This window comes from Polaromonas sp. P1_F9, assembly GCF_056405615.1.
Genome location: NZ_JBFUBT010000001.1, coordinates 394133 through 417821, shown reverse-complemented (window position 1 = coordinate 417821; position 23689 = coordinate 394133). Strand labels below are relative to the sequence as shown.

Here is a 23689-nt window from a genome sequence, read left to right as displayed (position 1 = left end):
GTCGTAAGGCTGCAAGGCCGCTCTGGCCATGGAGATTTCTATGTACCGCAATTCTGTTCACACCTTGGGTCTTTCCCTTTTGCTGTTGGCTTTGTGCGGCGCAAGTTTTGCGCAGGAGCGCTTCAGCGTATCCGCAGACAACCAGGAAGTCACCGATAGCCGCACCGGCCTGGTCTGGCGGCGCTGCGCGGAAGGTATGGTCTGGAAGGGCAAGACCTGCACCGGGCAACCGGCTTTTCTGAATCATCCCGATGCGGCCGCGCGTGCCAAGGCGGCTTCCGCGCCGGAGGCCGAATGGCGCCTGCCGATTCTCAAAGAACTCTCCAGCATCGTCTCTGCACGGGAGGCTGACGTGGACAAGGCGGCGATAGATCCCAATGCTTTTCCGGGCACGCCCGTGGCGCGCTTCTGGACGTCGAGCAGCACCGGCCCGGGCTATTTCACCTTTGTGGGCTTCAGCGACGGCAGCGCCGGTGAAGCCCCGCGCGCCACGGCGGCCGTCGTGCGCCTTGTGCGCAATGCGAAGTAAGCGGCACCCAAGGCCGGTAGCAGCCGGCGCATCGGGCCTCAGTCTTTGGCCACCTGCAGCACCAGTTTGCCGAAGTTCTCGCCGTTGAAAAGCTTGAGCAGTGTTTCCGGGAAAGTGTCCAGTCCCTCGACGATGTCTTCCTTGCTTTTCATGGTGCCGGCCTTGAGGTAACCCGCCATCTCCGCCACACCGACGTGGTAGCGGTCGGCGTAATCGAATACCACGATGCCTTCCATGCGGGCGCGATTGACCAGCAGCGATAAATAATTGACGGGGCCCTTCACGGGCGTCGTGTTGTTGTACTGGCTGATGGCGCCGCAGATAATGATGCGGGCACCGCGCGCCAGCCGCGCCAGCACCATGTCCAGGATCTCGCCGCCCACGTTGTCGAAATAGATGTCGATGCCCTTGGGGCAATGCTCTTTCAGGCCGGCACGCACGTCGCCGTTCTTGTAGTCGATGCAGGCGTCAAAGCCCAGTTCCTTGACCACCCAGTCGCACTTGGCCTTGCCCCCGGCAATGCCCACCACCCGGCAACCCTTGAGCTTGGCGATCTGGCCCACTGTCTGGCCCACGGCGCCGGCCGCGCCGGAAACCACGACGGTTTCGCCGGCCTTGGGCAGGCCGACTTCCAGCAGGCCGAAGTAGCCTGTCATGCCGGGCAGGCCCAGCACATTAAGCCAGGATGTGAGGCCCAGGCGCGGATCGATCTTGAACATGCCGCTGCGCTTGATCTGGTCGGCCGGGATCAGGCAATATTCCTGCACGTCGAGTGCGGCGTTCACGTAGTCGCCCACGGCAAAGGCCGGGTTTTGCGAGGCGATCACTTTGCCCACGCCACCTGCGCGCATCACGGCGCCGATCTCAACCGGCGGGATGTAGCTCTTGGCGTCGTTCATCCAGCCGCGCATGGCGGGGTCGAGCGAGAGGTACAGGGTTTTGACGAGTACGCCGCCGGGGCCGGGCTCGGCCACCGGCTCGGTGGTGAAGTTCCAGTTGTCGCGTGTGGGCAGGCCGACGGGGCGGCTGGCGAGGCGAATCTGGTGGTTACTTAAGGTGGTGATGGCGCTCATGGTGTCTCCGCTGACTTCGGGTTAAGGGTGTTTGCCGAAATGGTAGTGCCGGCGGGACGCCGCGCGAGTCGCGCAGGCGATTCGCACGGCGCGATTTCATCATTTAGGTTTATGCTTTAGAGATGAAACTCCACAACTATTTCCGCTCTTCTTCGTCGTTTCGTGTACGCATTGCGATGGAGATCAAGGGTCTGAGCTACGACTACATTCCTGTGCACATCGCCAAAGGCGAGCACAAGCAGCCGCCTTACGCCGCCCTGGCCGCCGACACCCTGGTGCCGCTGCTGGAAGTCGATGGTGAAAAGCTGTCGCAGTCGATGGCCATCATCGAATACCTCGACGAAAAACACCCCGAGCCGGCCCTGCTACCGGCCGATGCGATGGGCCGTGCCAAAGTGCGCGCGCTGGCGCAGTCCATTGCCTGCGAAATCCACCCCGTCAACAACCTGCGCGTCCTGAAATACCTGGTCAAGGAACTCAAGCTCGACGAAGCGGCAAAGAACGCCTGGTATGTGCACTGGTGCCGTGAAGGCCTGGAGGCCTTTGAACGCCAGCTCGCCCAATTGCCGGCATCGACCTATTGCTATGGCGATACACCGACACTGGCTGATTGCTGCCTGGTGCCGCAGATATTCAATGCCAAACGCTTTAACGTGAGTTTTGACGGACTGCCCCGCACCATGGCCGCGTTCGACGCGTGCATGGCGCTGCCGGCCTTCCAGAAAGCCCAGCCTTCGGCCTGCCCCGACAACGAAGCCTGAGCTGGACTCGCTGTGCATGCAGATTGGTTAATTCCCGACTGGCCAGTACCTGGAGGTGTGAGGGCAGTGTTCACCACACGTGCCGGTGGCGTGTCGCCCGTTCCCTATGACAGCCTGAACCTGGGTGACCACGTCGGCGACCAGCCGGCCAATGTCGCGGCGAACCGTGAGGTGCTGCAGCGGGCAACGGGCAGCCACCCGGTGTTCCTTCAGCAGGTGCATGGCAGCGAGGTGCGGGTGCTGGACGCCGCCACTGCTGATGGTCAGAAAGCCGATGCTTGCGTGACCGGCCAGGCCGGGGTTGCGTGCACCATCATGGTGGCTGATTGCCTGCCGGTGCTGTTCGCAAGCGAAGACGGCGCTGTGGTCGCCGCAGCGCATGCGGGCTGGCGCGGGCTGGCAGGAAGTCCGACAGGCCCGCACGGTGTACTTGAGGCAGTTTATGAGTCATTTCGGGCTCTGGCCCAACAAAAACAAGCGCAAGAAGCTATCAAAACAATAGCATGGCTTGGGCCGTGCATTGGGCCTTCAGCGTTCGAAGTCGGCGCTGAAGTCAAGGCCGCATTCGAAACCGTGCAGCCTGACGCCGGCCGGTGTTTTGCGCCGTGCGGCATCGGTAAATACCTGGCCGACTTGCCGGCGCTGGCGCGGTTGCGCCTCAAGGCGATAGGGATTACACAGGTGTACGGCAATGACGGCAGCGATGCATGGTGCACCGTGGGCAATCCGTCAAGGTTCTTTTCCCACCGGCGGGATGCCGGCGTCACTGGTAATGGGTTTGGCACCACGGGGCGCATGGCCGCCTGTATCTGGCGCGTTTGATGGTGAGGGTTTGTCTGGGGCTGCGTCCACGTCTGCAGTTTGCTGCAGGCGCTCTGCTGCGGCGCGTTTCTTGATCGCCCTGCTGCGGGCAGGTGCGCCCATCAGGTAAACCACCAATGCCACAGGACCCAGTCCATAGAGTACAAAGGTGACCAGTGCACCCAGAAGTGTGCCGTTGCTGTTGGTGGCTTCGGCAACACTCATCATGAGCACAACGTAAATCCAGGCGATGACAATCAAATACATAAATACGTGGAACTCCGCGGTCCTGGTGAGCAATTTGTAATGCAAATCCTACGATACTGTTGGTGTACTCAAAAGAGTCACCGGGACTCAACATGGATCGGGGAGACAAGATGAATTTTGACGCAAAGCAGGCCGAAGCGGCCCGGCAGATGCAAGAGACCTTTGCGGCAGGCCTGCAGCAGGCCATGAGTGTCATGGCAAACGCCGGATCAAGCGCCGGCTTCAATACTGGTGCAAACAACGGATTCGCACCGTTGGGTGTGTTCAGCCCAGGCCAAACCCCACCGGGCCTCCAGTTCGATCCGGCCAGGCTCCAGGAATTGCAGCAGCGCTATATCGCAGACGCGTCAGCCCTGTGGAACCAAGGGCTGCAGGAGGGCGCCGATACGCTGGTATCTTCTGACCGCAGGTTTTCAAGCGCGGCCTGGAAGACCAACCCCGTCTCGAAATTTTCGGCTTCCACCTATCTGCTGAACGCCCGCACCCTCATGGCCCTGGCTGATGCCGTCGAGGGCGACGCCAAGACGCGTGCACGCATGCGCTTCGCGGTGGAGCAATGGATGGCTGCCACGGCGCCCAGCAATTTCCTGGCGCTCAATGCCGAGGCGCAGCAAAAAGCCATCGAGAGCCAGGGCGAAAGCATCGCCCAGGGCATCACCAACCTGCTACACGATCTGAAGCAGGGCCACGTATCCATGACCGATGAGCGTGTGTTCGAGGTCGGTAAGAACGTTGCCACCACCGAAGGCGCGGTGGTGTTTGAAAATGAATTCTTTCAACTGCTGGAATACAAGCCCCTGACGGCAAAGGTGTACGAAAAGCCTTTCCTGCTGATCCCGCCATGCATCAACAAGTTCTACATCCTTGACCTGCAGCCCGAGAACTCGCTGATCCGCTATGCCGTCAGCCAGGGCCACCGCACCTTCGTGGTGAGCTGGCGCAACCCCGATGAGTCGATGGCCCAGAAGACGTGGGACGACTACATCGAGCACGCCGCCATCAAGGCGATCGAGGTGGTGCAGGAGATCACCGGCGCCAAAACCCTGAACGCGCTGGGTTTTTGCGTGGGCGGCACCATCCTCGGAACAGCGCTTTCCGTGCTGGCCGCGCAGGGTAAAAAGCCGGTGGCGAGTGCCACGCTGCTCACCTCGTTTCTTGATTTCACCGACACCGGCATCCTTGATATCTTCATCGACGAAACTTCAGTCAAGTACCGCGAGGCCGAGATGGGGCAGGGCGGCTTGCTCAAGGGGCAAGACCTGGCTTCCACTTTCAGTTTCCTGCGGCCGAATGACCTGGTCTGGAATTACGTGGTGGGCAATTACCTGAAGGGCGAAACACCGCCTCCGTTTGACCTGCTGTACTGGAACAGCGACTCCACCAACCTGCCGGGGCCGTTTTATGCCTGGTACCTGCGCAATACCTATTTCGAGAACAATCTCATCAAGCCGGGCAAGACAGTGGTGTGCGGCCAGAAAGTAGACTTGCGCAAGGTCGACATTCCTGTGTACATCTACGGCTCGCGTGAAGACCACATCGTGCCGATTGGCGGCGCTTATGCCTCTACACAGCATTTGCCGGGGAAAAAACGTTTTGTCATGGGTGCGTCGGGCCACATTGCGGGTGTGATCAATCCGCCGGCCAAGAAAAAACGAAGCTATTGGACCCGCGACAAACTGCCTCAGGGCAAATTTCCTGCGGCGCAGGCCGAATGGCTCAAAGGCGCGACGGAGCACCCCGGCAGCTGGTGGACCGACTGGTCTGAATGGCTCAAGGAGCATGCTGGCAAGCAAATTGCTGCACCGAAAACCTATGGCAGCCGCAAGTACAAAGTCATTGAGGCTGCGCCGGGCCGCTATGTCAAGGCAAAAGCCTGACGCAGCAACCCGCGCCTCCCCAGACCGCATTCATAAAAACGCATTCATAAACGCATCCTAAAACTTCAAAAGGGACACATCATGGAAGACATCGTTATCGTTGCTGCCGGCCGCACCGGCGTCGGTAAATTCGGCGGGTCGCTCGCCAAAATACCCGCAACCGAACTCGGCGCAGCCGTCATCAAGGGCGTGCTGGAGCGTTCCGGCCTCAATGCCGACCAACTCGGCGAGGTCATCATGGGCCAGGTATTGACGGCCGGCGTCGGCCAGAACCCGGCGCGCCAGTCGGTCATCAAGGCCGGCTTTCCCAACGGCATTCCGGGCCTGACCATCAATGCGGTTTGCGGCTCCGGCCTCAAAGCCGTCATGCTGGCGGCGCAGGCTGTGGCCACGGGCGACAGCGAAATCGTCATTGCCGGCGGCCAGGAGAACATGAGCGCTGCCCCGCATGTGCTGAATGGCTCGCGCGACGGCCAACGCATGGGCGACTGGAAGATGATCGACTCCATGATCGTCGACGGCCTGTGGGACGTCTACAACCAGTACCACATGGGCATCACCGCCGAGAACGTGGCAAAAAAATACGAGATCAATCGCGAAGCGCAGGACGCATTGGCCCTGGCCAGCCAGACCAAGGCTGCGGCCGCGCAGGACGCCGGCAAATTCAAGGATGAAATCATCCCCATCACCATTCCGCAGAAAAAAGGTGATCCGGTGGTGTTTGCTGCGGACGAATTCATCAACCGCAAGACCAGCGCCGAAGGTCTGGCGGGCCTGCGCCCGGCGTTTGACAAGGCTGGCGGCGTGACGGCAGGCAATGCCTCGGGCCTGAACGACGGCGCTGCCGCGGTGATGGTCATGACGGCCAAAAAAGCCGCCGCCCTGGGCCTCAAGCCATTGGCGCGCATCGCCAGCTACGCAACCACCGGTCTCGACCCTGCCTACATGGGCATGGGTCCGGTACCCGCATCGACCAAGGCGCTGCAGCGCGCAGGCTGGAAGGCCCAGGACCTCGACCTGCTCGAAATCAACGAAGCCTTTGCCGCCCAGGCCTGCGCGGTGAACAAGGAGATGGGCTGGGACACCAGCAAGGTCAACGTCAACGGCGGCGCCATCGCGATCGGCCACCCGATCGGCGCGTCCGGCTGCCGCATCCTCGTAACGTTACTGCACGAAATGGCGCGGCGCGATGCGAAAAAAGGCATTGCCAGCCTTTGCATCGGCGGCGGCATGGGGGTTGCCCTCACACTGGAGCGCTGAATATAAGGTAAAAGAGGCTGAGACTGGCTTGCACCGTGCGCAAGCAGCTATTAAATCGATAGCGAATCACGGTGGGCCGTTCGGCATGGAAGTCATCCGGTAAACGGTTTCGAATAATTCACAAAATCAAGGAGAGCGAAATGGCAAAGAAAGTAGCGTATGTCACGGGCGGTATGGGCGGCATTGGAACCGCCATCTGCCAACGGCTGGACAAGGATGGGTTCACGGTGATCGCCGGTTGCGGCCCCACGCGCGACTACACCAAATGGCTCGACGAGCAAAAAGCCCTGGGCCATACTTTTTATGCGTCGGTGGGCAACGTCGGCGACTGGGATTCCACCGTCACGGCCTTTGACAAGGTCAAGGCCGAGCACGGCCCAGTGGCTGTGCTGGTCAACAACGCCGGCATCACGCGCGACGGCCAGTTCCGCAAGATGAGCAAGGCCGATTGGGATGCCGTGATCTCCACCAACCTCAACAGCATGTTCAACGTGACCAAACAGGTCATCGAGGGCATGATTGAAGCGGGTTTCGGACGCATCATCAACATCTCGTCGGTCAACGGCCAGAAGGGCCAGTTTGGCCAGGTGAACTATTCCACGGCCAAGGCCGGCCTGCACGGCTTCACGATGGCGCTGGCGCAAGAGGTGGCGGCCAAGGGCGTGACGGTCAACACGGTAAGCCCCGGCTATATCGGCACCGACATGGTCAAAGCCATACGCCCTGACGTGCTGGAGAAAATCGTCGCAGGCGTGCCCGCCAAACGGCTCGGCCAGCCCGAGGAGATCGCCTCCATCATTTCCTGGATCGCGTCCGATGAAGGCGGCTACGCCACCGGCGCCGACTTCTCGCTCAATGGCGGCCTGCACATGGGGTGATCGCACTTGCCCGAGTGCCTGTTAAAACCCGCTTCGGCGGGTTTTTTTATGGCCAGGCCATTGCGGCACGGCTTGTACCGGAAAAACTCAAGGCATCACGTCGAAGGAAACGTAGCGACCCTTCACATCGAGCGCCGTGTCGGGCTTCCCGGACGTTTCCGCCGCTTGCTGGAATCCCAGCGACAGGAAAATACCGTGCTCCGGCAGCCAGATATATTCCGAGCGGCGCCCGCCGGACGGGCCGGTCGTCTCGCTGCGGCAAATGACCTTGGGGTAAGAGCCGGTGAAGCCGTCGCCTATCGCTGCGCCGTCCACCTGCCCGGAGCGCTCGCAATGCCGGCGGCTCTGGTAGCGTGTTGTTTGCAGCGTCAGGCTCTTGCCGTCGGTGTCGGACAGCCGGTCCATGGTGAGATCCAGCTTCCACGCGGCGTCGCCGGGTGACCCGCCTTCTTGCGTGCTGGCCAGGGATTCCACGGAGTCGTTGTACCAGCCGACCCGACCGATCAGGTCGTGTACCAGCGGGGCGACTTCGCGGCTGCGCGTGTGCACCGAAAACAGGTTGCGAAAGAGGACATAGCGCTCCTGGTAGATCACGCTGCGGCCTCCCAGGTCGTACCAGTCGTCCTGTCGCATGACCAGGCCGTTGCCCATGGGTTGCAGGGTCACGCGGATTTCCACTTCCACCAATCCGGCCGGTGAGGAATAGCTGCGCCGGGTGGCGTACTTGAATGACCGTGCGACGGGCTTGCCGAACAATGGGTCCAGTTCGGCGGAAGCGGCGATCACCTGGGGGGAGAGATCCGAGAGTTGCAGCGGCTGGTACGGATGCAGGTAGGCGACCACGGCCAGCACCACCGCGATCAGCATCAACGGTGCCCACCAATAGCCGATCCGCCGGTTACGTGTGACGGAGGGTATTGATGTCGGCATGCGGGAATTGTAGGCAGCGCTGTGCCGCCAGCTACCTGGTTTTACCCTCGATGCGGCGGCTTGCCTGTGCAGTGCCGTTGCAAACACCCTGCAATGCCGTGGGGATTTGGCGGCTCGGCACTCACGCAACTGTAGTAAATTAAACAAACGTGTTCTACGGGGACAGCCCGCTTGCCGGGCTGCGTCGCAGGCCTTCCTTGGAGTCTTGGCGGACTCTTAACCGGATTTTTAAAGGAATTCCTCTCGCATGCCCCATAGCGTTTCCCTGATCAGCACGATTGCCGCTGGTCTGGGCCTAGCCCTGATTTTTGGTTTTCTTGCCGTGCGGCTGCGCTTGCCCTCACTGGTGGGGTATCTGCTCGCGGGTGTGATCATCGGGCCGTTCACGCCCGGCTTTGTGGCGGATGCGGAGATCGCGAGCCAGCTCGCCGAAATCGGGGTGATGCTGCTGATGTTCGGTGTCGGGCTTCATTTCTCGCTGGACGACCTGCTGGCGGTGCGCAAGATTGCGGTGCCTGGCGCCATCGTGCAGATGACGGTCGCCACCGCGCTCGGCATGGGCCTTGCGCACTGGTGGGGTTGGAATCTCGGCGGGGCGCTGGTGTTCGGCCTGTCGCTGTCGGTCGCCAGTACCGTGGTGCTGCTTCGGGCCCTTGAAAGCCGCGGCATCCTCGACTCGGTCAATGGGCGGATTGCTGTGGGTTGGCTGGTCGTGGAGGACCTGGCCATGGTGCTGGTGCTCGTTCTTCTTCCGCCGCTGGGCGGTTGGCTGTCGGGCAAGGTCGATGCCGATGTCAATGCGCTGTGGAAAACACTGGGCATTACGCTGCTGCAAGTAGGCGGTTTTGTGGCGCTGATGCTGGTGGTGGGGCGTCGCTTCTTTCCCTGGGTGCTGTGGCAGGTGCAGCGCACCGGTTCGCGCGAGCTGTTCACGCTGTGCGTGGTGGCCGCCGCCGTGAGCATCGCCTTCGGCGCGACGGCGCTGTTCGGCGTGTCTTTCGCACTGGGCGCTTTCTTCGCCGGCATGGTGATGCGCGAATCCGAGTTCAGCCACCGGGCGGCCGAAGAGTCGCTGCCTTTGCGCGACGCTTTCGCCGTGCTGTTTTTCGTGTCGGTGGGTATGCTGTTTGACCCCTGGGTATTGCTGGAGCGGCCATTGCAGGTGCTGGCCGTGGTGGGCATCATCATCGTCGGCAAGACATTGGCGGCCGGCTTGCTGGTGATGGCATTTCGCTATCCGCTGAACACCGCGCTTACCGTCTCGGCCAGTCTCGCGCAGATCGGCGAGTTCTCTTTCATCCTGGTGGGCCTGGGTGCGTCGCTGGGCCTGCTACCCCCCGAAGGGCAAAGCCTGGTGCTGGCGGGTGCGCTGATCTCGATTGCACTCAACCAACTGGTCTTCAAGGCGGTTGAGCCCTTGCAGCAATGGATACTGGCAAAGTCACCCCTGGCGCGCAAGCTGGAGGCCCGCGATGACCCGACGGCCGAGCTGCCGGCCACGACCGACCAGAAGTATTTGTCGAACCATGTGGTGCTGGTGGGCTATGGACGGGTAGGGCGGCGCATCGCCGATGCACTGAAGGCCCATCACATTCCGTTTGTGGTGGCAGAGCAGAATCGCGAGGCAGTGGAACGGCTTCGGGAGCAGGGTATCGCGGCCGTGTCTGGCGATGCGGTGGAGGCGGAAGTTCTCGTTCAGGCGCACATCGTGCAGGCGCGCATGCTCGTGATCGCGACGCCCGACACGCTGGACGTCAGGCGAATGGTCGCCACCGCACGTTCACTGAATCCGGCCGTTGAAACCGTGGTGCGCACCCACAACGAGACCGAGGCGCGCCTGCTCGACAACGAGAAGGCCGGCAAGGTCTTCCTCGGTGAACAGGAGCTAGCGCAGTCCATGGCGCGCCATGTGCTGGAGCGCGCCGGCGTCACCGTCGGCACGTCAACCGCAGCGCATTAGGCGCTTGCTCTGGCCCGCAACACGGCGGAGCGCACCAGCGCAAGCCTGTCGTTGCCGAAATACATGTCGTCGCCCACAAAGAAGGTGGGTGAACCGAACGCACCGCGCCGGATCGCTTCGTCGGTGTTGGTTTTGAGCTGCTCCTTGATATCGGGTTGTGCAATGCCCGTCAAAAATGCCTCCGCGTTGATGCCGGTCTGTCGGCAGATGGTGGCCAGCACCTCGTCTTGGGAGATGTCTTCCTCGCGGGTGAAATACGCCGCGAAGGTGGCTTCGATAAATTCAAGGTAGTGCGGTTCAGCCATGGCATCGTGTGCAATCCACAGGCAGCCGCGCATGGCCTTGACGCTGTTGACCGGAAATACCTTGGGTGGAAATGCAATCTTCAGGCCCGCTTGGCGCGCGTTGTCCTGCACGTCCTTGAGCGTATAGCGGTTCTTCGGCGAATTCATGTCTTCCCGCGCGGCATAAATGCCTTTGTTGACGCTGTTGAAGATGCCTCCTACCAGCACCGGCCGCCAGCGAATCGTTTCCCCCAACTCGGCTGCCAGCGGCTGGATGTTGCGAAAAGCGATGTAGGTCCAGGGGCTGGAGCAGTCGAAGAAGAATTCAATCATGGGCATCCCGGTTTTTGAGGACGGAAAAGGGGGTTAGGAAACCTTGTGCGCGCCGTCTCGTACGCTTTGCGCTGTCTGGCCAAACAAGGCCTTGCGTGCTTCATCGGTCAGCGCCGGTGCGCGCAGTTCCTTGCCAAGGTTCAGCCCGCGTTTGACGGCAGGCCTTTCAAACAGGGCGTCGTACCAGCGCTGTACATGGGGAAATTTTTGCAAGTCAACCTGTTGAGCCTTGTGCGTACGCACCCAGGGAAAGATGGCCATGTCGGCGATGGAGTAAGCAGCACCCGCCACATGCGCACCGGTTCGTGCCAGTTGCGCATCGAGCACGCCGTAAAGACGGTCGACTTCCTTGCCGTAGCGGTCTATGGCGTAGGGGATTTTGTCCGGCGCATACAGCAGGAAGTGACCGTTCTGCCCCGCCATGGGGCCCAACCCGCCCATTTGCCACATCAGCCACTGCATAGCCTGGTAGCGCTCGCGCAATTCGGCAGGCAGAAAGCGGCCGGTCTTTTCGGCCAGGTACACCAGGATGGCGCCGCTCTCAAACACCGCCACAGGTGCCCCGCCGCCGGCAGGCGCGTGGTCGACGATGGCCGGCATGCGGTTGTTGGGGCTGATCGCGAGAAATTCCGGCGTGAACTGCTCACCCTTGCCGATGTTCACTGGAACCAGCCGGTAGGGCAGGCCGCATTCTTCCAGCATGATGGAAATCTTCCATCCGTTGGGGGTGGGCCAGTAGTGCAGGTCAATCATGGGAAATCCTCGGGGTTCTTGAACTTGTTGAGCACTAGATTAATGGCGCCAGCTGTGGATGGTCGTCGGCGATTTGCCGGGCTTCGTTGCCGTCTGGCTCCATCATCTGGAAGTCGAAAAAATCAAAGCCCGGACTCACCATACAGGCCACGAGGGTGTAGCCTGCCACGGCATTCGCCTGTGGCCTGGCCGCCTGCCAAAGGCCGGCCTCCACAACGTGTTGAGGGGTGGTTGCCGCGCTGACAGGGCCCAGCGCCGTGCTGTTCAGGCGGTTGTTCTCCGCGTTCCATGTCCAGAGATCGAGTGGCGCGCCCTCAAGATGGACCCACACTTCGTCAGAAAGAACGCGGTGCCAGCGTGAGTGCTGTGTGGCGTCAAGCAAAAAGTAAATCGAGGTCAGGGCATTGCGCTCCGGTCTTCCGTCCTGCGGCGCCACTTGCTGTGGGGAGCGGAACACCTCGCAGTACCAGCCTCCTTCCGGATGCGGCTGCAGCCGCAGCTGTTCAATGAGCTGGCTGGCGCGGGGCGTCGTAGTGGGGTCTGGAGTGCGGCTGGACTGGGGCATGAGGCGCAGTGTGCCTTAAACCCGGGCCGGTTTTCAACCTGCCCCCGATTGTCCTTGGGCACCTGCGGGACAGGCGTTACTCCAGGTCCTCGATCGCCAGGCTGTGGTACTTCTGTGCATAGGAAAAAGGCACCGTCCGCACGACTTCCATGATGCGCTCCGTAGCGTCTTTGGACGGCACCGGAATCATCAGCCCGTGGTGGCCTTCCCGTGCGAGGTCCACGTACTTGTGGACCGTCGCGCCCTCAGTGCCAACACGCGGCAGGTTCACGTCCGAATGGCCGTCCGCCTTGCCGATGTCTTCGAGGATGTCTTCCGGTGTCAGCAGCATGATGCCGTTGTTGCCCATTTCCAGTTCGTGGGCCACGTGCCTGGCGTCTTCAAGATTCGGGAACATGATGAACGCGTAGCCGGTGGGATAAAACACACCACCCATACTGAGCATTTTTTTGGTCAGTTCGAAGTTCTTCATGGCGAGTCCTTTCATGCATTGCGTTGGTTCAACGAATCATTAAGGCGCGGAAACTGTAAATTTCCGGTCAGCAATCACATCCTCTTCCTGTCAGACGCAGACGTCAAGTCAGGCCCGAGACTCATCTCTTATGCCAGCAGGGGCCGCGGAACCGGCTTTGCCGGGCCGCAGGCGCAGCGGCCCCGGAGGGGCTGGAGCCCGCGGCTCCAAGCCTGCTTGAGCAGGCTTGGACGGGCGACAGAGGCGAAGCGTCTCGCGAGCCGCGGCCTGCAAGGCCTCGGGAGCTACACGAAGTGAGCGACCGTGGGGCTACAAGTCCTCTAGCTTGATGGTCGGTTCAGCCATCACACGCACGGTGCTTTGCAGGCCCTGCAGGAGCTGGTTGGCGAAGTAGCTGCTCTGGGTGTCGGGCTCCAGTGCAGCAAACACCAGATTGCCAAGCGGTTGATTGATCGGCACGTAGTAGCTGCCGCGAGGCACGTCCACCACGCCGCGTGTCAGGCTGACCTGGACCTTGAGAACGGCTTTGCCGTCGGCGATGGTGCCGCGCACGTCCTGGCGTTCACCCGAGGTGCTGGACGTTTCCCGATAGCTGTCGCCGAGCATGGAGCCCTGTTCGGCAACGCGCTGCACCTGGACGCCGTGCAACCGCAGCCGGTCGACGGCCACGGTGGAGGCTGCCGACAGCCAATAGCCGCAGGGGCGTGCGCGGGCTTTAAGGCTGCGCAACGCAAGGGCAGAATCCCAGTCCACGGACACTGTCTTGTCGGCCCCTGTCACGGGGTCGAGCATGAGCAGGTCGTACTGTGCGGAAGTAGGCGCTGCCTCCACGACTGCTTCCTCCTTGCAGGCTTTGGCGCCGACTTCCTTGTCGAGGTAGGGCCGCAGCTGTTGCAGCTCGTTCGCGCGCTGGGCGGTGCTCGCCAGCGCACTGGTGATGGCTGTCACGTGGGTGTGGACGCGCCGCTGGATATGCAGGCGGCCGATGCCGACGCCGCGTGTTTCGATCAGCAAGCTGATGGCGTTTTTCAGTCCGTAAACATTTCGGCCGGTGTCGGGTTGGGTGCCTCCCATCGAGATTTTTTTGTCGGCCAGGTCGCTTGAGGTGGTGTAGTACCACTCCGTGGTGAGGTTTTGGCCCTTGAGGGCAGCAAGCAGAGGGCGCCGGTACCACTCTTCCGCGGCCTTGGTCAAAAATTCGGGCAGGTTGGCGGTGGTGGCGTACTGGAACAGCGCGTCGAATTTCTGCACGCTGCCGAACTTCTGCAGGAAGCGGCCCACGACCGTGTACTCATGGGCGTCGACCACCACGGTGGGGTGGTAATCGCGGGCGAGCCTGGCAAGTGCCTGGGCTTCCGGCGTGTTGAGCAGCATGTGGTCGCGGTTCATGTCCAGCCCGCCTGTGGTCGCACGTTGCTCATTCGCTGCACCATCAGGATTGGCGCGCGGAACAATCACCACATTGATGCGGTCCAGCGCGGGCTGCAGCAAGCCCTGTGCAAGCTCCCGGGCGATGACCAGCAGCGCTTCGCTGCCGGCAGGCTCGTCGCCGTGCTGCTGGCCTACCAGCAGCACCGTGGGTTTGCCTGCTGACTGCAGGACTGTGGGGTCCGTGCCGCCGGCGCGGGTCAGGATCAGTGCTTCAAGTGTTTCACCGCGCTGTGACCGGCCTATGGGCAGCACCGCGGCCCTGACCCCTGGCGTGCGGGAAGCGGCGGCGGCCTGCTCGCGCAGCCATGTCTGGATTTCGGCCTGCGTGGTGAACGTGGTGCGGCCGGCTTGCAGTCCAGGCGTGTTGTAAACAACGGAGGGCGCTGGAAAGCGTGCGGCAACCGCGTCGCTATAAGGTGCGGGTTGGCCGACGGTTGCTGCCGGAGGCACGACGGGCGGGGTCTGGACAGTGGCGGTCGCAGGTGCAGGACGTTGCGCGGCGGGCGCTGGGGCAGGTGAGGGCGCAGAAGTCTGTGTAGAGGGCGGCGTCCATGGCGGAAGCGGTACCGAAGTGCAGGCGGCCAGCAATGCCAGCGGAAGCAGCGCGGCAAGCGGAAGCATGCGGGACGAGGGCGAAATTCGATGGTGTGGAGTGGAGTTGTGCGGCATGGTCGTCGTCATTTTTCCCTGCACTTCAAGGCCTGGGCTGTTCGGGTGGTGTGACCGTCCATATTACCCGCTTGCCAGGATGCGGGACGCCGGTTTGGGCGAAATCCCGGGCCTCTGCAGCATGGCCGCCACGTTTTTTTTCCACTCCGCCGGGTTCCTGTATTCCTACACAAGCGCTCCCGGGTTTCCCACAAATCGCGCACGGGCGTCGGCCTAAATTGGCTTGGCGGTTGGCTTTGCTGGCCGCATTGAATTTCAACCCACAAACAGACTGACCATTAACCCCAAAGAGGATCCCCATGAGCAAAGCACCTCCGAAAAAGCACGATGCCGTAGATCTGCTGGATGCCGACCATATTGCCGTTAAAAAGCTTTTCACCACATTCAGGAAGCTATGCGACAGCCATGCGTCCGGCGAGGAGAAGCGCGAAGTAGCCGACAAGATCTGTCAGGAGCTGACGGTGCACGCGCAAATTGAAGAAGAAATCTTCTATCCACAGGTGCGCGCGGCCATCAATGACGACGCGGTGCTCGACGAGGCAGAAGTGGAGCACGGTACGGCCAAAGACCTGATCGCGCAGATATCGGGAATGGACCCGGAGGACGACCTGTATGACGCCCGCGTGACGGTACTGGGCGAATACATCGACCACCACGTCAAGGAAGAACGCGAGGAGATGTTCGTCAAGGCCCGCAAGTCCAAACTGGACCTGGTTGCATTGGCCGACGAGCTAAGCCAGCGAAAAATGGAACTGATGGACGAATTCAAGACCGCCGAGGTATGACGGGTTTCTAGCGGACTTCTCCGCCAAAGCCCTGCGCCGCTGCGGATGCCTCCTTTCTGGGAAAATGGGGCTATGTCAGCCCCATTTCCGTCAGCCCCATTTCCATTTCCCGCTGCGCCTGCATCCGGCGCCTCTGCCGCATTGTCGGGCCATCCCTGGCGGCTGAGCGTGGCGCCGATGATGGACTGGACCGACCGGCATTGCCGCCACTTTCACCGGTTGCTGTCGCGCCACGCCTTGCTCTACACCGAAATGGTGACCACGGGTGCATTGATTCACGGTGACGTGGAGCGCCACTTGCGCTTCAACGCCGAAGAGCATCCCGTGGCGCTACAGCTGGGCGGCAGCGAGCCGGCAGACCTGGCTCGCTGCGCGCAGCTCGGCGAGCAATGGGGCTATGACGAAATCAACCTCAACTGTGGGTGTCCCAGTGAGCGCGTGCAACGTGGAGCTTTCGGCGCCTGCCTGATGGCCGAGCCGCAGCTGGTGGCCGATTGCGTGAAAGCCATGGTTGACGTGGTCGATGTGCCGGTCACGGTGAAGCACCGCATCGGCATCGACAAGGCTGAAAGCTATGAATTCGTGCGCGACTTTGTGGGCACGGTGAGCGAGGCCGGTTGCAAGATCTTTATCGTGCATGCTCGCAATGCCTGGCTCAAGGGCCTTTCCCCCAAGGAAAACCGCGAGGTGCCACCTCTGCGTTATGAGTTGGTGCACCGCCTCAAGAAGGAATTCCCGGGCCTGGTCATCTGCATCAACGGCGGCATCAACACGCAGGAAGAAGTAGCTGGGCATTTAGCCGCGCTTGACGGCGTGATGATTGGCCGCGAGGCCTACCACAACCCCTGGTGGCTGGCTTCCTGGGACAGCGCCTTCTTCGGCGGCGCCGAATCCCTGTCGACCCGTGAAACTGTGGAGTCGCAGATGTGCGACTACATGGTGCGTGAGGCGGCCGAGCATGGCACGCCCAGGAGCGCCATCGCGCGCCACATGCTGGGCCTGCGCAATGGCCTGCCCGGCGCGCGGCGCTGGCGTCAGGTCTGGAGCGACCACCGCCTGCGCGACCTGCCACCGCATGCCGTGATGGCGCTGGCACACGAAATGCCGGCTTTATCGCCATCGGCGCTAGCCGACACCACCGCCATGGCCGATGCCTGATTCCGCGCAAAAACAGGCGCGCCAGGCGCTGGCCCTGCTCTGGCTGGTGCCGGCCCTCTGGACGGTTAACTACATCGTGGCGCGTAAGGCGCCGGGCGTGATAGGCCCCTATCTGCTGGCTTTCGGGCGTTGGGGCCTTGCGGCGTTGTTTCTGCTGTTGCTCACCCGGTCCGAGCTGTGGCGCCAGCGTGGCCACATCGGCAAAGTGTGGTGGCAGTACCTGGTGCTGGGTACCCTGGGCATGGTGATTTGTGGCGCCTGGGTTTACCAGGGGGCACGTTCCACCGGTGCGATGAATATCGCGCTCATTTATGCGGCGTCGCCGGTGCTGATAGGTCTGGGTGCAGTGATCTGGCTCGGTGAGCGCCTGAGCCTGCGCCAGGGCTTGGGTGTGGTGCTTGCCATTGCCGGTGTGGTGCACGTCGTGGTCAAAGGCCAATGGACCGCGCTGGCTGGCGTGCAGTTCTCGGCGGGAGACCTGTGGATCGTGGCAGCCACGGTGTCCTGGGCGGCTTATGCTTTGCTGCAGAAGCAGTGGCCCAGCCCGCTTGGCGCCACCGCCCGCCTGGCCACCATCTGCATAGGTGGCACGCTGGTGCTGTTCCCCTTGACGGCGTGGGAAATGTCACGAGCCGACGCCTTGCCGCTAAACAGCTACGGCCTGCTGTTGATTGTGGTGGCCGCGATCGTGCCGGGACTGGGTGCCTACTGGATTTACGGCTGGGCGCAAAAAATCCTGGGCGCCAGCCGTGTGGCCGTGTCGCTGTACCTGGGGCCTCTCTATGCGGCGCTGGCTGCATGGAGCGTGCTGGGCGAAGCGTTGGGCTGGCACCACGCGGTAGGTGCCGCATTGATACTGCCCGGCGTATTTTTTGTAACGGGCGCCGACAAGGGGCTGACTAAAAAACATTCAGGGCCGATACTGACAGAAGGCACTTGAAATTCCTGACACGCATTGGTGACTTCAGCTTGCGGTCTGCTGTTTGTCCATGCAACGCGTGTGTCTGAATTTTGTCTGTTGAATGCGCTCCGGCTTTGAAATGAATCGCGGCCAGCGATTTTGCATTCTTCAAAAAAACCTTCAATGCAGCCTGATCGCCTGCGCACTTAGCTATTAAAAAAATAGCAAACTCAACGACCATGAAGACAGACGTGCGATGGTGCCGGCATGGCGAACACACGCATACATATCGTCCGCATTCGTTAAAAAATACGCTGTACCTATTCGCGCATTTGGAAAATAATGGAGACGATTGTTCCTTGGAACTTTTCGTTGATGCTGCGATCTATCAATCGCATGGTGTGAGATAACAGTCGATGCATTGCGCGGAATCTGAAGCAGATTTCCATCACGAGTCGGGGTGCTTCGGTTCCCGCGCGCAAAGGAGGCTTTATGGATGTCGTCCGTAATTTTCTGACGCGTTATGAACAGACGCGAGAAGAGGAGTTGTCCATCGAGGACTACCTCGACGCCTGCAAGCGCAGTCCTCTCGTCTACGCCACCGCGGCTGAGCGGATGCTCGCCGCCATTGGCGAGCCCGAGCTGCTGGACACCCGGCATGAACAGCGCCTGTCGCGCCTGTTCGGCAACAAGGTCATCAAGATCTACCCGGCGTTCCGCGACTTCTACGGCCTGGAGGATCCCATCGAGCAGGTGGTCTCTTACTTCCGCCATGCTGCGCAGGGCCTGGAAGAGAAAAAACAAATCCTTTATTTGCTGGGCCCTGTGGGCGGCGGCAAGTCGTCAATCGCCGAGAGGCTCAAACAGCTGATGGAGCAGGTACCTTTTTACGCCTTGAAGGGCTCGCCTGTTAATGAGTCTCCTCTCAGCCTGTTCAATAATGCGGAGGACCTTCCGTTGCTCGAGTCCCAGTACGGCATTGCACCGCGTTACCTGCAGCGGGTCATGTCGCCGTGGGCGGTCAAGCGCCTCGAGGAGTACGGTGGTGATATTCGCCGGTTCCGTGTAGTCAAGCGCTTTCCTTCCATACTGAAGCAGTGCGCCATTTCCAAAACAGAGCCTGGCGACGAGAACAACCAGGACATCTCTTCGCTGGTCGGCAAGATCGACATCCGCAAGCTGGAGACATATGCTCAGGACGATCCGGACGCCTACAGCTATTCCGGCGGCCTGTGCCTGTCCAACCAGGGCCTGCTTGAGTTTGTCGAAATGTTCAAGGCGCCCATCAAAGTGCTGCATCCCCTGCTGACCGCCACGCAGGAGGGCAACTTCAAAGGTACGGAGGGCTTTGGCGCCATTCCCTTCGACGGCATCGTGATGGCGCACTCCAACGAAAGTGAGTGGAAGGCGTTCAAGAACAACAGGAACAACGAGGCTTTCCTGGACCGGATTTACATCGTCAAGATTCCGTATTGCCTGCGCGTCTCGGAAGAAGTGAAGATTTATGAAAAACTGATTCACAACTCCTCGCTGCACAACGCCATCTGCGCGCCCGGCACCTTGAAGATGATGGCGCAGTTTGCCGTGTTGACGCGCCTGAAGGAGCCCGAGAGCTCCAGCATCTTCAGCAAGCTGCAGGTCTATGACGGCGAAAACCTCAAGGACACCGACCCGAAAGCCAAGAGCTACCAGGAATACCGCGACTATGCGGGTGTCGATGAGGGAATGAACGGAATCTCGACGCGCTTTGCCTTCAAGATTTTGTCCAAGGTGTTCAACTTCGACTCAACCGAAATCGCGGCCAACCCTGTGCACCTGATGTATGTGCTGGAGCAGCAGATCGAGCGCGAGCAGTTCCCGCCTGAAACCGAGCAGAAGTACCTGGCCTATATCAAGGAAATTCTGGCCATGCGTTATGCCGAGTTCATCGGCAAGGAAATCCAGACGGCCTATCTGGAATCTTATTCGGAATACGGGCAGAACATTTTCGACCGTTACGTGACCTACGCCGACTTCTGGATCCAGGACCAGGAATACCGTGATACAGATACTGGGGAAATCTTCGACCGCTCGGCGCTCAATGCCGAGCTTGAGAAAATCGAAAAGCCCGCCGGCATCAGCAACCCGAAAGATTTCCGCAACGAGATTGTCAACTTCGTGTTGCGCGCACGCGCCAACAACGCGGGCAAGAATCCGGTCTGGACCAGCTACGAAAAGCTCCGTACCGTTATTGAGAAAAAGATGTTCTCGAACACCGAAGACCTGTTGCCGGTGATTTCGTTCAATGCCAAGGCCAGCGCGGACGAGCAGCAAAAACACGAAGACTTCGTCAACCGCATGGTCGCCAAGGGATATACCACGCGCCAGGTCCGGTTGTTGTGCGACTGGTACCTGCGGGTACGCAAGAGTTCCTGAGGCCCGCGCCGCGGTGGCGCGTCCTGTGTCAGGTGTAGTCATGTGTATGTGACCGGAGATCAACGTGCTCCAGCAAGTCATTGACAGGCGGTTGGCGGGAAAGAACAAGTCCATCGGCAACCGTGAGCGCTTCCTGCGCCGATTCCGCGGGCAGATACGCGACGCCGTACGCCGTGCTGTCGCGGGCCGCAGCATCCATGACATCGAGCAGGGCGAAGACGTCACATTGCCGCGGCGCGATGTTTACCAGCCGGTGTTTGGTCATACCGGCGGCACGCGCGAGACTGTGCACCCCGGTAACCGCGAATACGTACGCGGCGACCGCATCGCGCGGCCGCAGGGCGGCAGCGGCGGCGGGTCGGGCGGTGAGGCCAGTCCCGACGGCGAAGGGGAAGACGATTTTGTCTTTCGCATCACGCGCGAAGAGTTCATGCAGTACTTCTTTGACGACCTTGCGCTCCCCGATCTCATACGTACGCAGCTGTTGCCCGATGCGCCGGAATGGAAATCCCGCCGTGCCGGCTTCATCTCGGATGGAACGCCAACCAACCTGCACGTGGTGCGTTCGCTGCGGGTCGCGCTCAGCCGGCGCATCGCCATAGGCGGGGAGACGCGGCGGCAGGTGCATGAGCTGGAGGCGCAGCTGGCGCTGGCCCTGCGCGACGCGCCGGATCTGCCTGACGAGATTTTTTCCTTGAGGACACAAGTCGACGCGCTTCGCCGGCGCCTCAAGACCATCCCGTTTTTCGATCCCTTCGATCTGCGTTACCGCAACCGGGTCAGGGTGCCGCAGCCCAGTGCCAAGGCGGTCATGTTTTGTCTGATGGATGTATCGGGCTCCATGGACGAAACGCGCAAGGACATCGCCAAACGTTTTTTTATCCTGCTGTACCTGTTCCTCAGGAAGCATTACGAAAAGACCGACGTCATCTTCATCCGCCATCACACCCAGGCCACCGAGGTGTCCGAAGAGGAGTTCTTCCAGTCCACCGAAACCGGCGGCACCGTGGTGTCCAGCGCCCTGGCCTTGATGCACCAGATCATCCAGGAGCGTTACCCACCGGGTGACTGGAACATCTATGGCGCCCAGGCTTCGGACGGCGATAACTGGCACCAGGATTCGGCACGCTGCCGCGAGTTGCTGGTCGGCAAGCTGTTGCCGGTGTCGCGGTATTTCGCCTATGTCCAGGTCGGTGAAGAGGACCAGAACCTCTGGGACGAGTACACCCAGGTGCAAGAGGATAACCGGAATTTCGCGATGCGCAAGGTAGGAGCCGCGGACGAAATTTTCCCGGTGTTCAGGGAGTTGTTCAAAAAAGGCGCCAAGCCATGACAAAGACCGCAAAAAAGCCTGCAGAAGTGGCGGCGCCTGGCTTGTCCGGCACCGGGCGCCGGCATGCCTGCCTGCCCAGCCCGTCCGACTGGTCCTTCGAGTTGATCGAGCTCTACCACGGCGAGATTGCGCGAAAGGCAAAGTCCTTCGGCCTGGACACCTACCCGGTGCAACTCGAGGTCATCACGGCCGAGCAGATGATTGATGCCTATGCCTCGGTGGGCATGCCGGTGAACTACCGGCACTGGTCCTTCGGCAAGCAGTTCATCTCGACGGAAAAAAATTACCGACGCGGCCAGATGGGGCTGGCTTACGAAGTCGTGATCAATTCCAACCCCTGCATCGCCTACCTGATGGAAGAAAATACCATGCCCATGCAGGCGCTGGTGATGGCGCATGCCTGCTACGGCCACAACTCCTTCTTCAAGGGCAACTACCTGTTCCAGATGTGGACTGACGCCGGCGCCATCGTCGATTACCTGGTGTACGCGCGGGCCTACATTGCCGAGTGCGAAGAGCGCCACGGCTGGGAGGCGGTCGAGCAACTGCTGGATTCGTGCCACGCCCTGATGAGCCACGGCGTGGACCGTTACCAGCGCTCGCAGAAGCTGTCGCTGGCGGAGGAAGAAGCCCGCCGCAAGGACCGCGAGGCTTATCTGCAGCAGCAGCTCAATGACCTGTGGCGCACGGTGCCCAGGCCTGCCGACAAGCCGGCCGAAAAAACCCATCGCCGTTTTCCGCCAGAGCCGCAGGAAAACATCCTGTATTTCATCGAGAAGAACGCGCCCCTGCTGGAGCCATGGCAGCGCGAGGTGATCCGCATCGTGCGCAAGATCGGCCAGTATTTTTACCCACAGCGCCAGACGCAGATCATGAATGAAGGCTGGGCCACCTTCTGGCATTACACGCTACTCAATTCCCTGTACGACGAGGGCTTGCTGACCGACGGCTTCATGATCGAATGCCTGCGATCCCACACCAATGTCATTTACCAGCCGCCGGTGACACATCCGGGCTACAACGGCGTCAACCCCTACGCACTGGGGTTTGCCATGTTCAGCGACCTCAAGCGCATTTGCGAGTCTCCCACGGAAGAAGACCGGCAGTGGTTGCCGGACGTTGCCGGCTCCAATTGGCTGGAGACGCTGGACTACGCGATGCGGCATTTCCGCGACGAGAGTTTCATCGGGCAATACCTTTCGCCGCGGTTGATACGCGAATTCCGCCTCTTCTCAGTGGTGGATGACGCGAGCAAGTCCGAGCTTGAAGTGGCGGCCATTCATGACGACGCGGGTTATCGGCATGTACGCGAGGCGCTGTCGCGCCAGCATGACCTGAATTACCGCGAGCCCAACATACAGGTCTGGGACGTTGACGTACGCGGGACCCGCTCCCTGACCTTGCGCCACAGCCGCCACAACGACCGAACGCTCACCGACGATGTCCAGGAGGTGATCAAGCATGTTGCGCGCCTTTGGGGTTTTCCCGTCCTGCTTGAAAGTGTGGACAAGCATGGCAAGGTGGTGCAGCACTGGGAGGCGCTGCCGCAGGCCTGATTCCATTCAGGGGTCGGCCGGAAGGCCAGGTTGTCAGGCCGCCGCTTCCAGTCCGTTCCTGAAGTGCTCCCGCATGCGCTGCGCGGTGGCATTCGCGTCGCCTGACGACAGCGCCTGCATGATGGCGCGATGCTCCGCAAGCGACTCTTCAATGCGGCCACTTTTGAGCAGCGAGTTGTGGCGATTGAGCTTCATGACCTTGCGCAGGTCGGCTACCATCTGGTCGCGCCAACGGTTGTTGGCGATTTCCAGCAGGCGCATGTGAAAGGCTTCATTGATTTCGAAGAACCGCTCACGGTTGCCGACGGCTTTCTCCAGTTCATTATGCAGGCCCTGCAGTTCCTTGAGCTGCGAAGGCGTGGCCTGGGTGGCCACCACACCGGCCGCGTCGCTCTCCAGCAGCGCAAGCAGGTGATACACGTCGGCCAGGTCCCGCTCAGACACTTCGGTCACATAGGCACCGCGCCGCACCTTCATCGTGACCAGGCCCTCGGTGGCCAGCACTTTCAGGGCTTCCCGCAGCGGCGTTCGGCTGATGCCGTATTCCTCGGCCAGCTTGAGCTCGTCAATCCAGCTGCCCGGTGTCAGCTCGCGGCTGAAGATGCGCTGGCGCAAAAGCTCCGCGACTTCTTCATAAAGCGCTCGGGGGGTGAGGGACACGGCGGCCATGGGCATAAGGTGTTTTTCAGATAGGCAAA

At 61.0% G+C, this 23689-nt stretch carries 21 protein-coding genes; 13 read left to right on the top strand and 8 right to left on the bottom strand.

Annotated elements, in window-relative coordinates; all coding sequences use genetic code 11:
- Nucleotides 1-40 precede the first annotated feature (40 nt).
- The gene (locus AC1DYR_RS01915) at nt 41-529 is read left to right on the top strand and encodes an Lcl C-terminal domain-containing protein (RefSeq protein WP_477703598.1); all 489 of its coding nucleotides are present in this window, start codon (nt 41-43) and stop codon (nt 527-529) included.
- Between the two features lie 38 nt (nt 530-567).
- Here the strand turns inward: AC1DYR_RS01915 and AC1DYR_RS01910 are convergent, their stop codons facing one another.
- A complete protein-coding gene (locus AC1DYR_RS01910; protein WP_477703597.1) occupies nt 568-1602 on the bottom strand; it encodes an NADP-dependent oxidoreductase in 1035 nt (344 codons plus the stop codon).
- 122 nt (nt 1603-1724) lie between these two features.
- Between AC1DYR_RS01910 and maiA the strand changes: the two genes are divergently transcribed.
- The 5 genes from maiA to phbB all read left to right on the top strand — a co-directional run bounded on the left by maiA (nt 1725) and on the right by phbB (nt 7446).
- Nucleotides 1725-2363 (top strand): maleylacetoacetate isomerase, encoded by a 639-nt coding sequence (gene maiA / locus AC1DYR_RS01905; protein ID WP_477703596.1) that lies wholly within the window; start codon nt 1725-1727, stop codon nt 2361-2363.
- Between the two features lie 12 nt (nt 2364-2375).
- Nucleotides 2376-3185 carry a peptidoglycan editing factor PgeF gene (gene pgeF / locus AC1DYR_RS01900; RefSeq protein WP_477703595.1) on the top strand — a complete coding sequence of 270 codons (810 nt, stop codon included), beginning with the start codon at nt 2376-2378 and terminating at the stop codon, nt 3183-3185.
- Between the two features lie 356 nt (nt 3186-3541).
- Nucleotides 3542-5308, top strand: a complete 1767-nt coding sequence (phaC, locus tag AC1DYR_RS01895) for a class I poly(R)-hydroxyalkanoic acid synthase (protein WP_477703594.1) — start codon at nt 3542-3544, stop codon at nt 5306-5308.
- An 81-nt stretch (nt 5309-5389) separates the two neighbouring features.
- On the top strand, nt 5390-6568 hold the full coding sequence (locus AC1DYR_RS01890; RefSeq protein WP_477646481.1) for an acetyl-CoA C-acetyltransferase: 1179 nt from the start codon (nt 5390-5392) through the stop codon (nt 6566-6568).
- 140 nt (nt 6569-6708) lie between these two features.
- Nucleotides 6709-7446 (top strand): acetoacetyl-CoA reductase, encoded by a 738-nt coding sequence (phbB, locus tag AC1DYR_RS01885; RefSeq protein WP_477703593.1) that lies wholly within the window; start codon nt 6709-6711, stop codon nt 7444-7446.
- A gap of 87 nt (nt 7447-7533) precedes the next feature.
- Here the strand turns inward: phbB and AC1DYR_RS01880 are convergent, their stop codons facing one another.
- Nucleotides 7534-8376, bottom strand: a complete 843-nt coding sequence (locus AC1DYR_RS01880) for a hypothetical protein (RefSeq protein WP_477703592.1) — start codon at nt 8374-8376, stop codon at nt 7534-7536.
- A 247-nt stretch (nt 8377-8623) separates the two neighbouring features.
- On the opposite strand from AC1DYR_RS01880, the gene AC1DYR_RS01875 reads away from it, so the two are divergent.
- Nucleotides 8624-10336, top strand: a complete 1713-nt coding sequence (locus tag AC1DYR_RS01875) for a cation:proton antiporter domain-containing protein (protein WP_477703591.1) — start codon at nt 8624-8626, stop codon at nt 10334-10336.
- Here AC1DYR_RS01875 and AC1DYR_RS01870 read toward each other — a convergent pair.
- The 5 genes from AC1DYR_RS01870 to AC1DYR_RS01850 all read right to left on the bottom strand — a co-directional run bounded on the left by AC1DYR_RS01870 (nt 10333) and on the right by AC1DYR_RS01850 (nt 14855).
- Nucleotides 10333-10953, bottom strand: coding sequence for a DsbA family protein (locus AC1DYR_RS01870; protein WP_477703590.1), 621 nt, complete (start codon nt 10951-10953; stop codon nt 10333-10335). The two genes, AC1DYR_RS01875 and AC1DYR_RS01870, sit on opposite strands and share 4 nt — an antisense overlap.
- A gap of 33 nt (nt 10954-10986) precedes the next feature.
- Nucleotides 10987-11706 (bottom strand): glutathione binding-like protein, encoded by a 720-nt coding sequence (locus AC1DYR_RS01865; RefSeq protein ID WP_477703589.1) that lies wholly within the window; start codon nt 11704-11706, stop codon nt 10987-10989.
- A gap of 34 nt (nt 11707-11740) precedes the next feature.
- Entirely contained in the window at nt 11741-12271 is a 531-nt protein-coding gene (locus tag AC1DYR_RS01860) for a cupin domain-containing protein (protein WP_477703588.1), read from the bottom strand.
- A 76-nt stretch (nt 12272-12347) separates the two neighbouring features.
- Complete coding sequence (locus AC1DYR_RS01855) at nt 12348-12743, bottom strand: RNA-binding protein (protein WP_477703587.1); 396 nt, start codon at nt 12741-12743, stop codon at nt 12348-12350.
- 309 nt (nt 12744-13052) lie between these two features.
- Entirely contained in the window at nt 13053-14855 is a 1803-nt protein-coding gene (locus AC1DYR_RS01850) for a M14 family metallopeptidase (RefSeq protein WP_477703586.1), read from the bottom strand.
- A gap of 287 nt (nt 14856-15142) precedes the next feature.
- Here AC1DYR_RS01850 and AC1DYR_RS01845 point away from each other — a divergent pair, with 287 nt between their 5' ends.
- The 6 genes from AC1DYR_RS01845 (at nt 15143) to AC1DYR_RS01820 (ending at nt 22991) form a co-directional block, all read left to right on the top strand.
- Entirely contained in the window at nt 15143-15628 is a 486-nt protein-coding gene (locus tag AC1DYR_RS01845; RefSeq protein WP_477703585.1) for a hemerythrin domain-containing protein, read from the top strand.
- 72 nt (nt 15629-15700) lie between these two features.
- Complete coding sequence (gene dusA / locus AC1DYR_RS01840; protein WP_477703584.1) at nt 15701-16786, top strand: tRNA dihydrouridine(20/20a) synthase DusA; 1086 nt, start codon at nt 15701-15703, stop codon at nt 16784-16786.
- On the top strand, nt 16779-17726 hold the full coding sequence (locus AC1DYR_RS01835) for a DMT family transporter (protein WP_477703583.1): 948 nt from the start codon (nt 16779-16781) through the stop codon (nt 17724-17726). Before dusA ends, AC1DYR_RS01835 begins: the two co-directional genes overlap by 8 nt.
- Before the next feature lie 453 nt (nt 17727-18179).
- Nucleotides 18180-20102, top strand: a complete 1923-nt coding sequence (locus tag AC1DYR_RS01830) for a PrkA family serine protein kinase (RefSeq protein ID WP_477703582.1) — start codon at nt 18180-18182, stop codon at nt 20100-20102.
- Between the two features lie 58 nt (nt 20103-20160).
- On the top strand, nt 20161-21435 hold the full coding sequence (locus tag AC1DYR_RS01825) for a YeaH/YhbH family protein (protein WP_477704116.1): 1275 nt from the start codon (nt 20161-20163) through the stop codon (nt 21433-21435).
- Nucleotides 21432-22991 carry a SpoVR family protein gene (locus tag AC1DYR_RS01820; RefSeq protein ID WP_477703581.1) on the top strand — a complete coding sequence of 520 codons (1560 nt, stop codon included), beginning with the start codon at nt 21432-21434 and terminating at the stop codon, nt 22989-22991. Before AC1DYR_RS01825 ends, AC1DYR_RS01820 begins: the two co-directional genes overlap by 4 nt.
- Before the next feature lie 33 nt (nt 22992-23024).
- Here AC1DYR_RS01820 and AC1DYR_RS01815 read toward each other — a convergent pair whose 3' ends face one another.
- Nucleotides 23025-23660, bottom strand: coding sequence for a GntR family transcriptional regulator (locus AC1DYR_RS01815; protein WP_477704115.1), 636 nt, complete (start codon nt 23658-23660; stop codon nt 23025-23027).
- Between the last annotated feature and the right edge of the window lie 29 nt (nt 23661-23689).

Excerpts from the sequence above, each read along its gene's own strand:
- AC1DYR_RS01915 (WP_477703598.1), top strand. The coding sequence starts at position 41 with ATGTACCGCAATTCTGTTCACACCTTGGGTCTTTCCCTTTTGCTGTTG.
- AC1DYR_RS01910 (WP_477703597.1), bottom strand. The coding sequence starts at position 1,602 with ATGAGCGCCATCACCACCTTAAGTAACCACCAGATTCGCCTCGCCAGC.
- maiA (WP_477703596.1), top strand. The coding sequence starts at position 1,725 with ATGAAACTCCACAACTATTTCCGCTCTTCTTCGTCGTTTCGTGTACGC.
- phaC (WP_477703594.1), top strand. The coding sequence starts at position 3,542 with ATGAATTTTGACGCAAAGCAGGCCGAAGCGGCCCGGCAGATGCAAGAG.
- AC1DYR_RS01890 (WP_477646481.1), top strand. The coding sequence starts at position 5,390 with ATGGAAGACATCGTTATCGTTGCTGCCGGCCGCACCGGCGTCGGTAAA.
- phbB (WP_477703593.1), top strand. The coding sequence starts at position 6,709 with ATGGCAAAGAAAGTAGCGTATGTCACGGGCGGTATGGGCGGCATTGGA.
- AC1DYR_RS01880 (WP_477703592.1), bottom strand. The coding sequence starts at position 8,376 with ATGCCGACATCAATACCCTCCGTCACACGTAACCGGCGGATCGGCTAT.
- AC1DYR_RS01875 (WP_477703591.1), top strand. The coding sequence starts at position 8,624 with ATGCCCCATAGCGTTTCCCTGATCAGCACGATTGCCGCTGGTCTGGGC.
- AC1DYR_RS01870 (WP_477703590.1), bottom strand. The coding sequence starts at position 10,953 with ATGATTGAATTCTTCTTCGACTGCTCCAGCCCCTGGACCTACATCGCT.
- AC1DYR_RS01865 (WP_477703589.1), bottom strand. The coding sequence starts at position 11,706 with ATGATTGACCTGCACTACTGGCCCACCCCCAACGGATGGAAGATTTCC.
- AC1DYR_RS01860 (WP_477703588.1), bottom strand. The coding sequence starts at position 12,271 with ATGCCCCAGTCCAGCCGCACTCCAGACCCCACTACGACGCCCCGCGCC.
- AC1DYR_RS01855 (WP_477703587.1), bottom strand. The coding sequence starts at position 12,743 with ATGAAGAACTTCGAACTGACCAAAAAAATGCTCAGTATGGGTGGTGTG.
- AC1DYR_RS01850 (WP_477703586.1), bottom strand. The coding sequence starts at position 14,855 with ATGACGACGACCATGCCGCACAACTCCACTCCACACCATCGAATTTCG.
- AC1DYR_RS01845 (WP_477703585.1), top strand. The coding sequence starts at position 15,143 with ATGAGCAAAGCACCTCCGAAAAAGCACGATGCCGTAGATCTGCTGGAT.
- dusA (WP_477703584.1), top strand. The coding sequence starts at position 15,701 with ATGTCAGCCCCATTTCCGTCAGCCCCATTTCCATTTCCCGCTGCGCCT.
- AC1DYR_RS01835 (WP_477703583.1), top strand. The coding sequence starts at position 16,779 with ATGCCTGATTCCGCGCAAAAACAGGCGCGCCAGGCGCTGGCCCTGCTC.
- AC1DYR_RS01830 (WP_477703582.1), top strand. The coding sequence starts at position 18,180 with ATGGATGTCGTCCGTAATTTTCTGACGCGTTATGAACAGACGCGAGAA.
- AC1DYR_RS01820 (WP_477703581.1), top strand. The coding sequence starts at position 21,432 with ATGACAAAGACCGCAAAAAAGCCTGCAGAAGTGGCGGCGCCTGGCTTG.
- AC1DYR_RS01815 (WP_477704115.1), bottom strand. The coding sequence starts at position 23,660 with ATGGCCGCCGTGTCCCTCACCCCCCGAGCGCTTTATGAAGAAGTCGCG.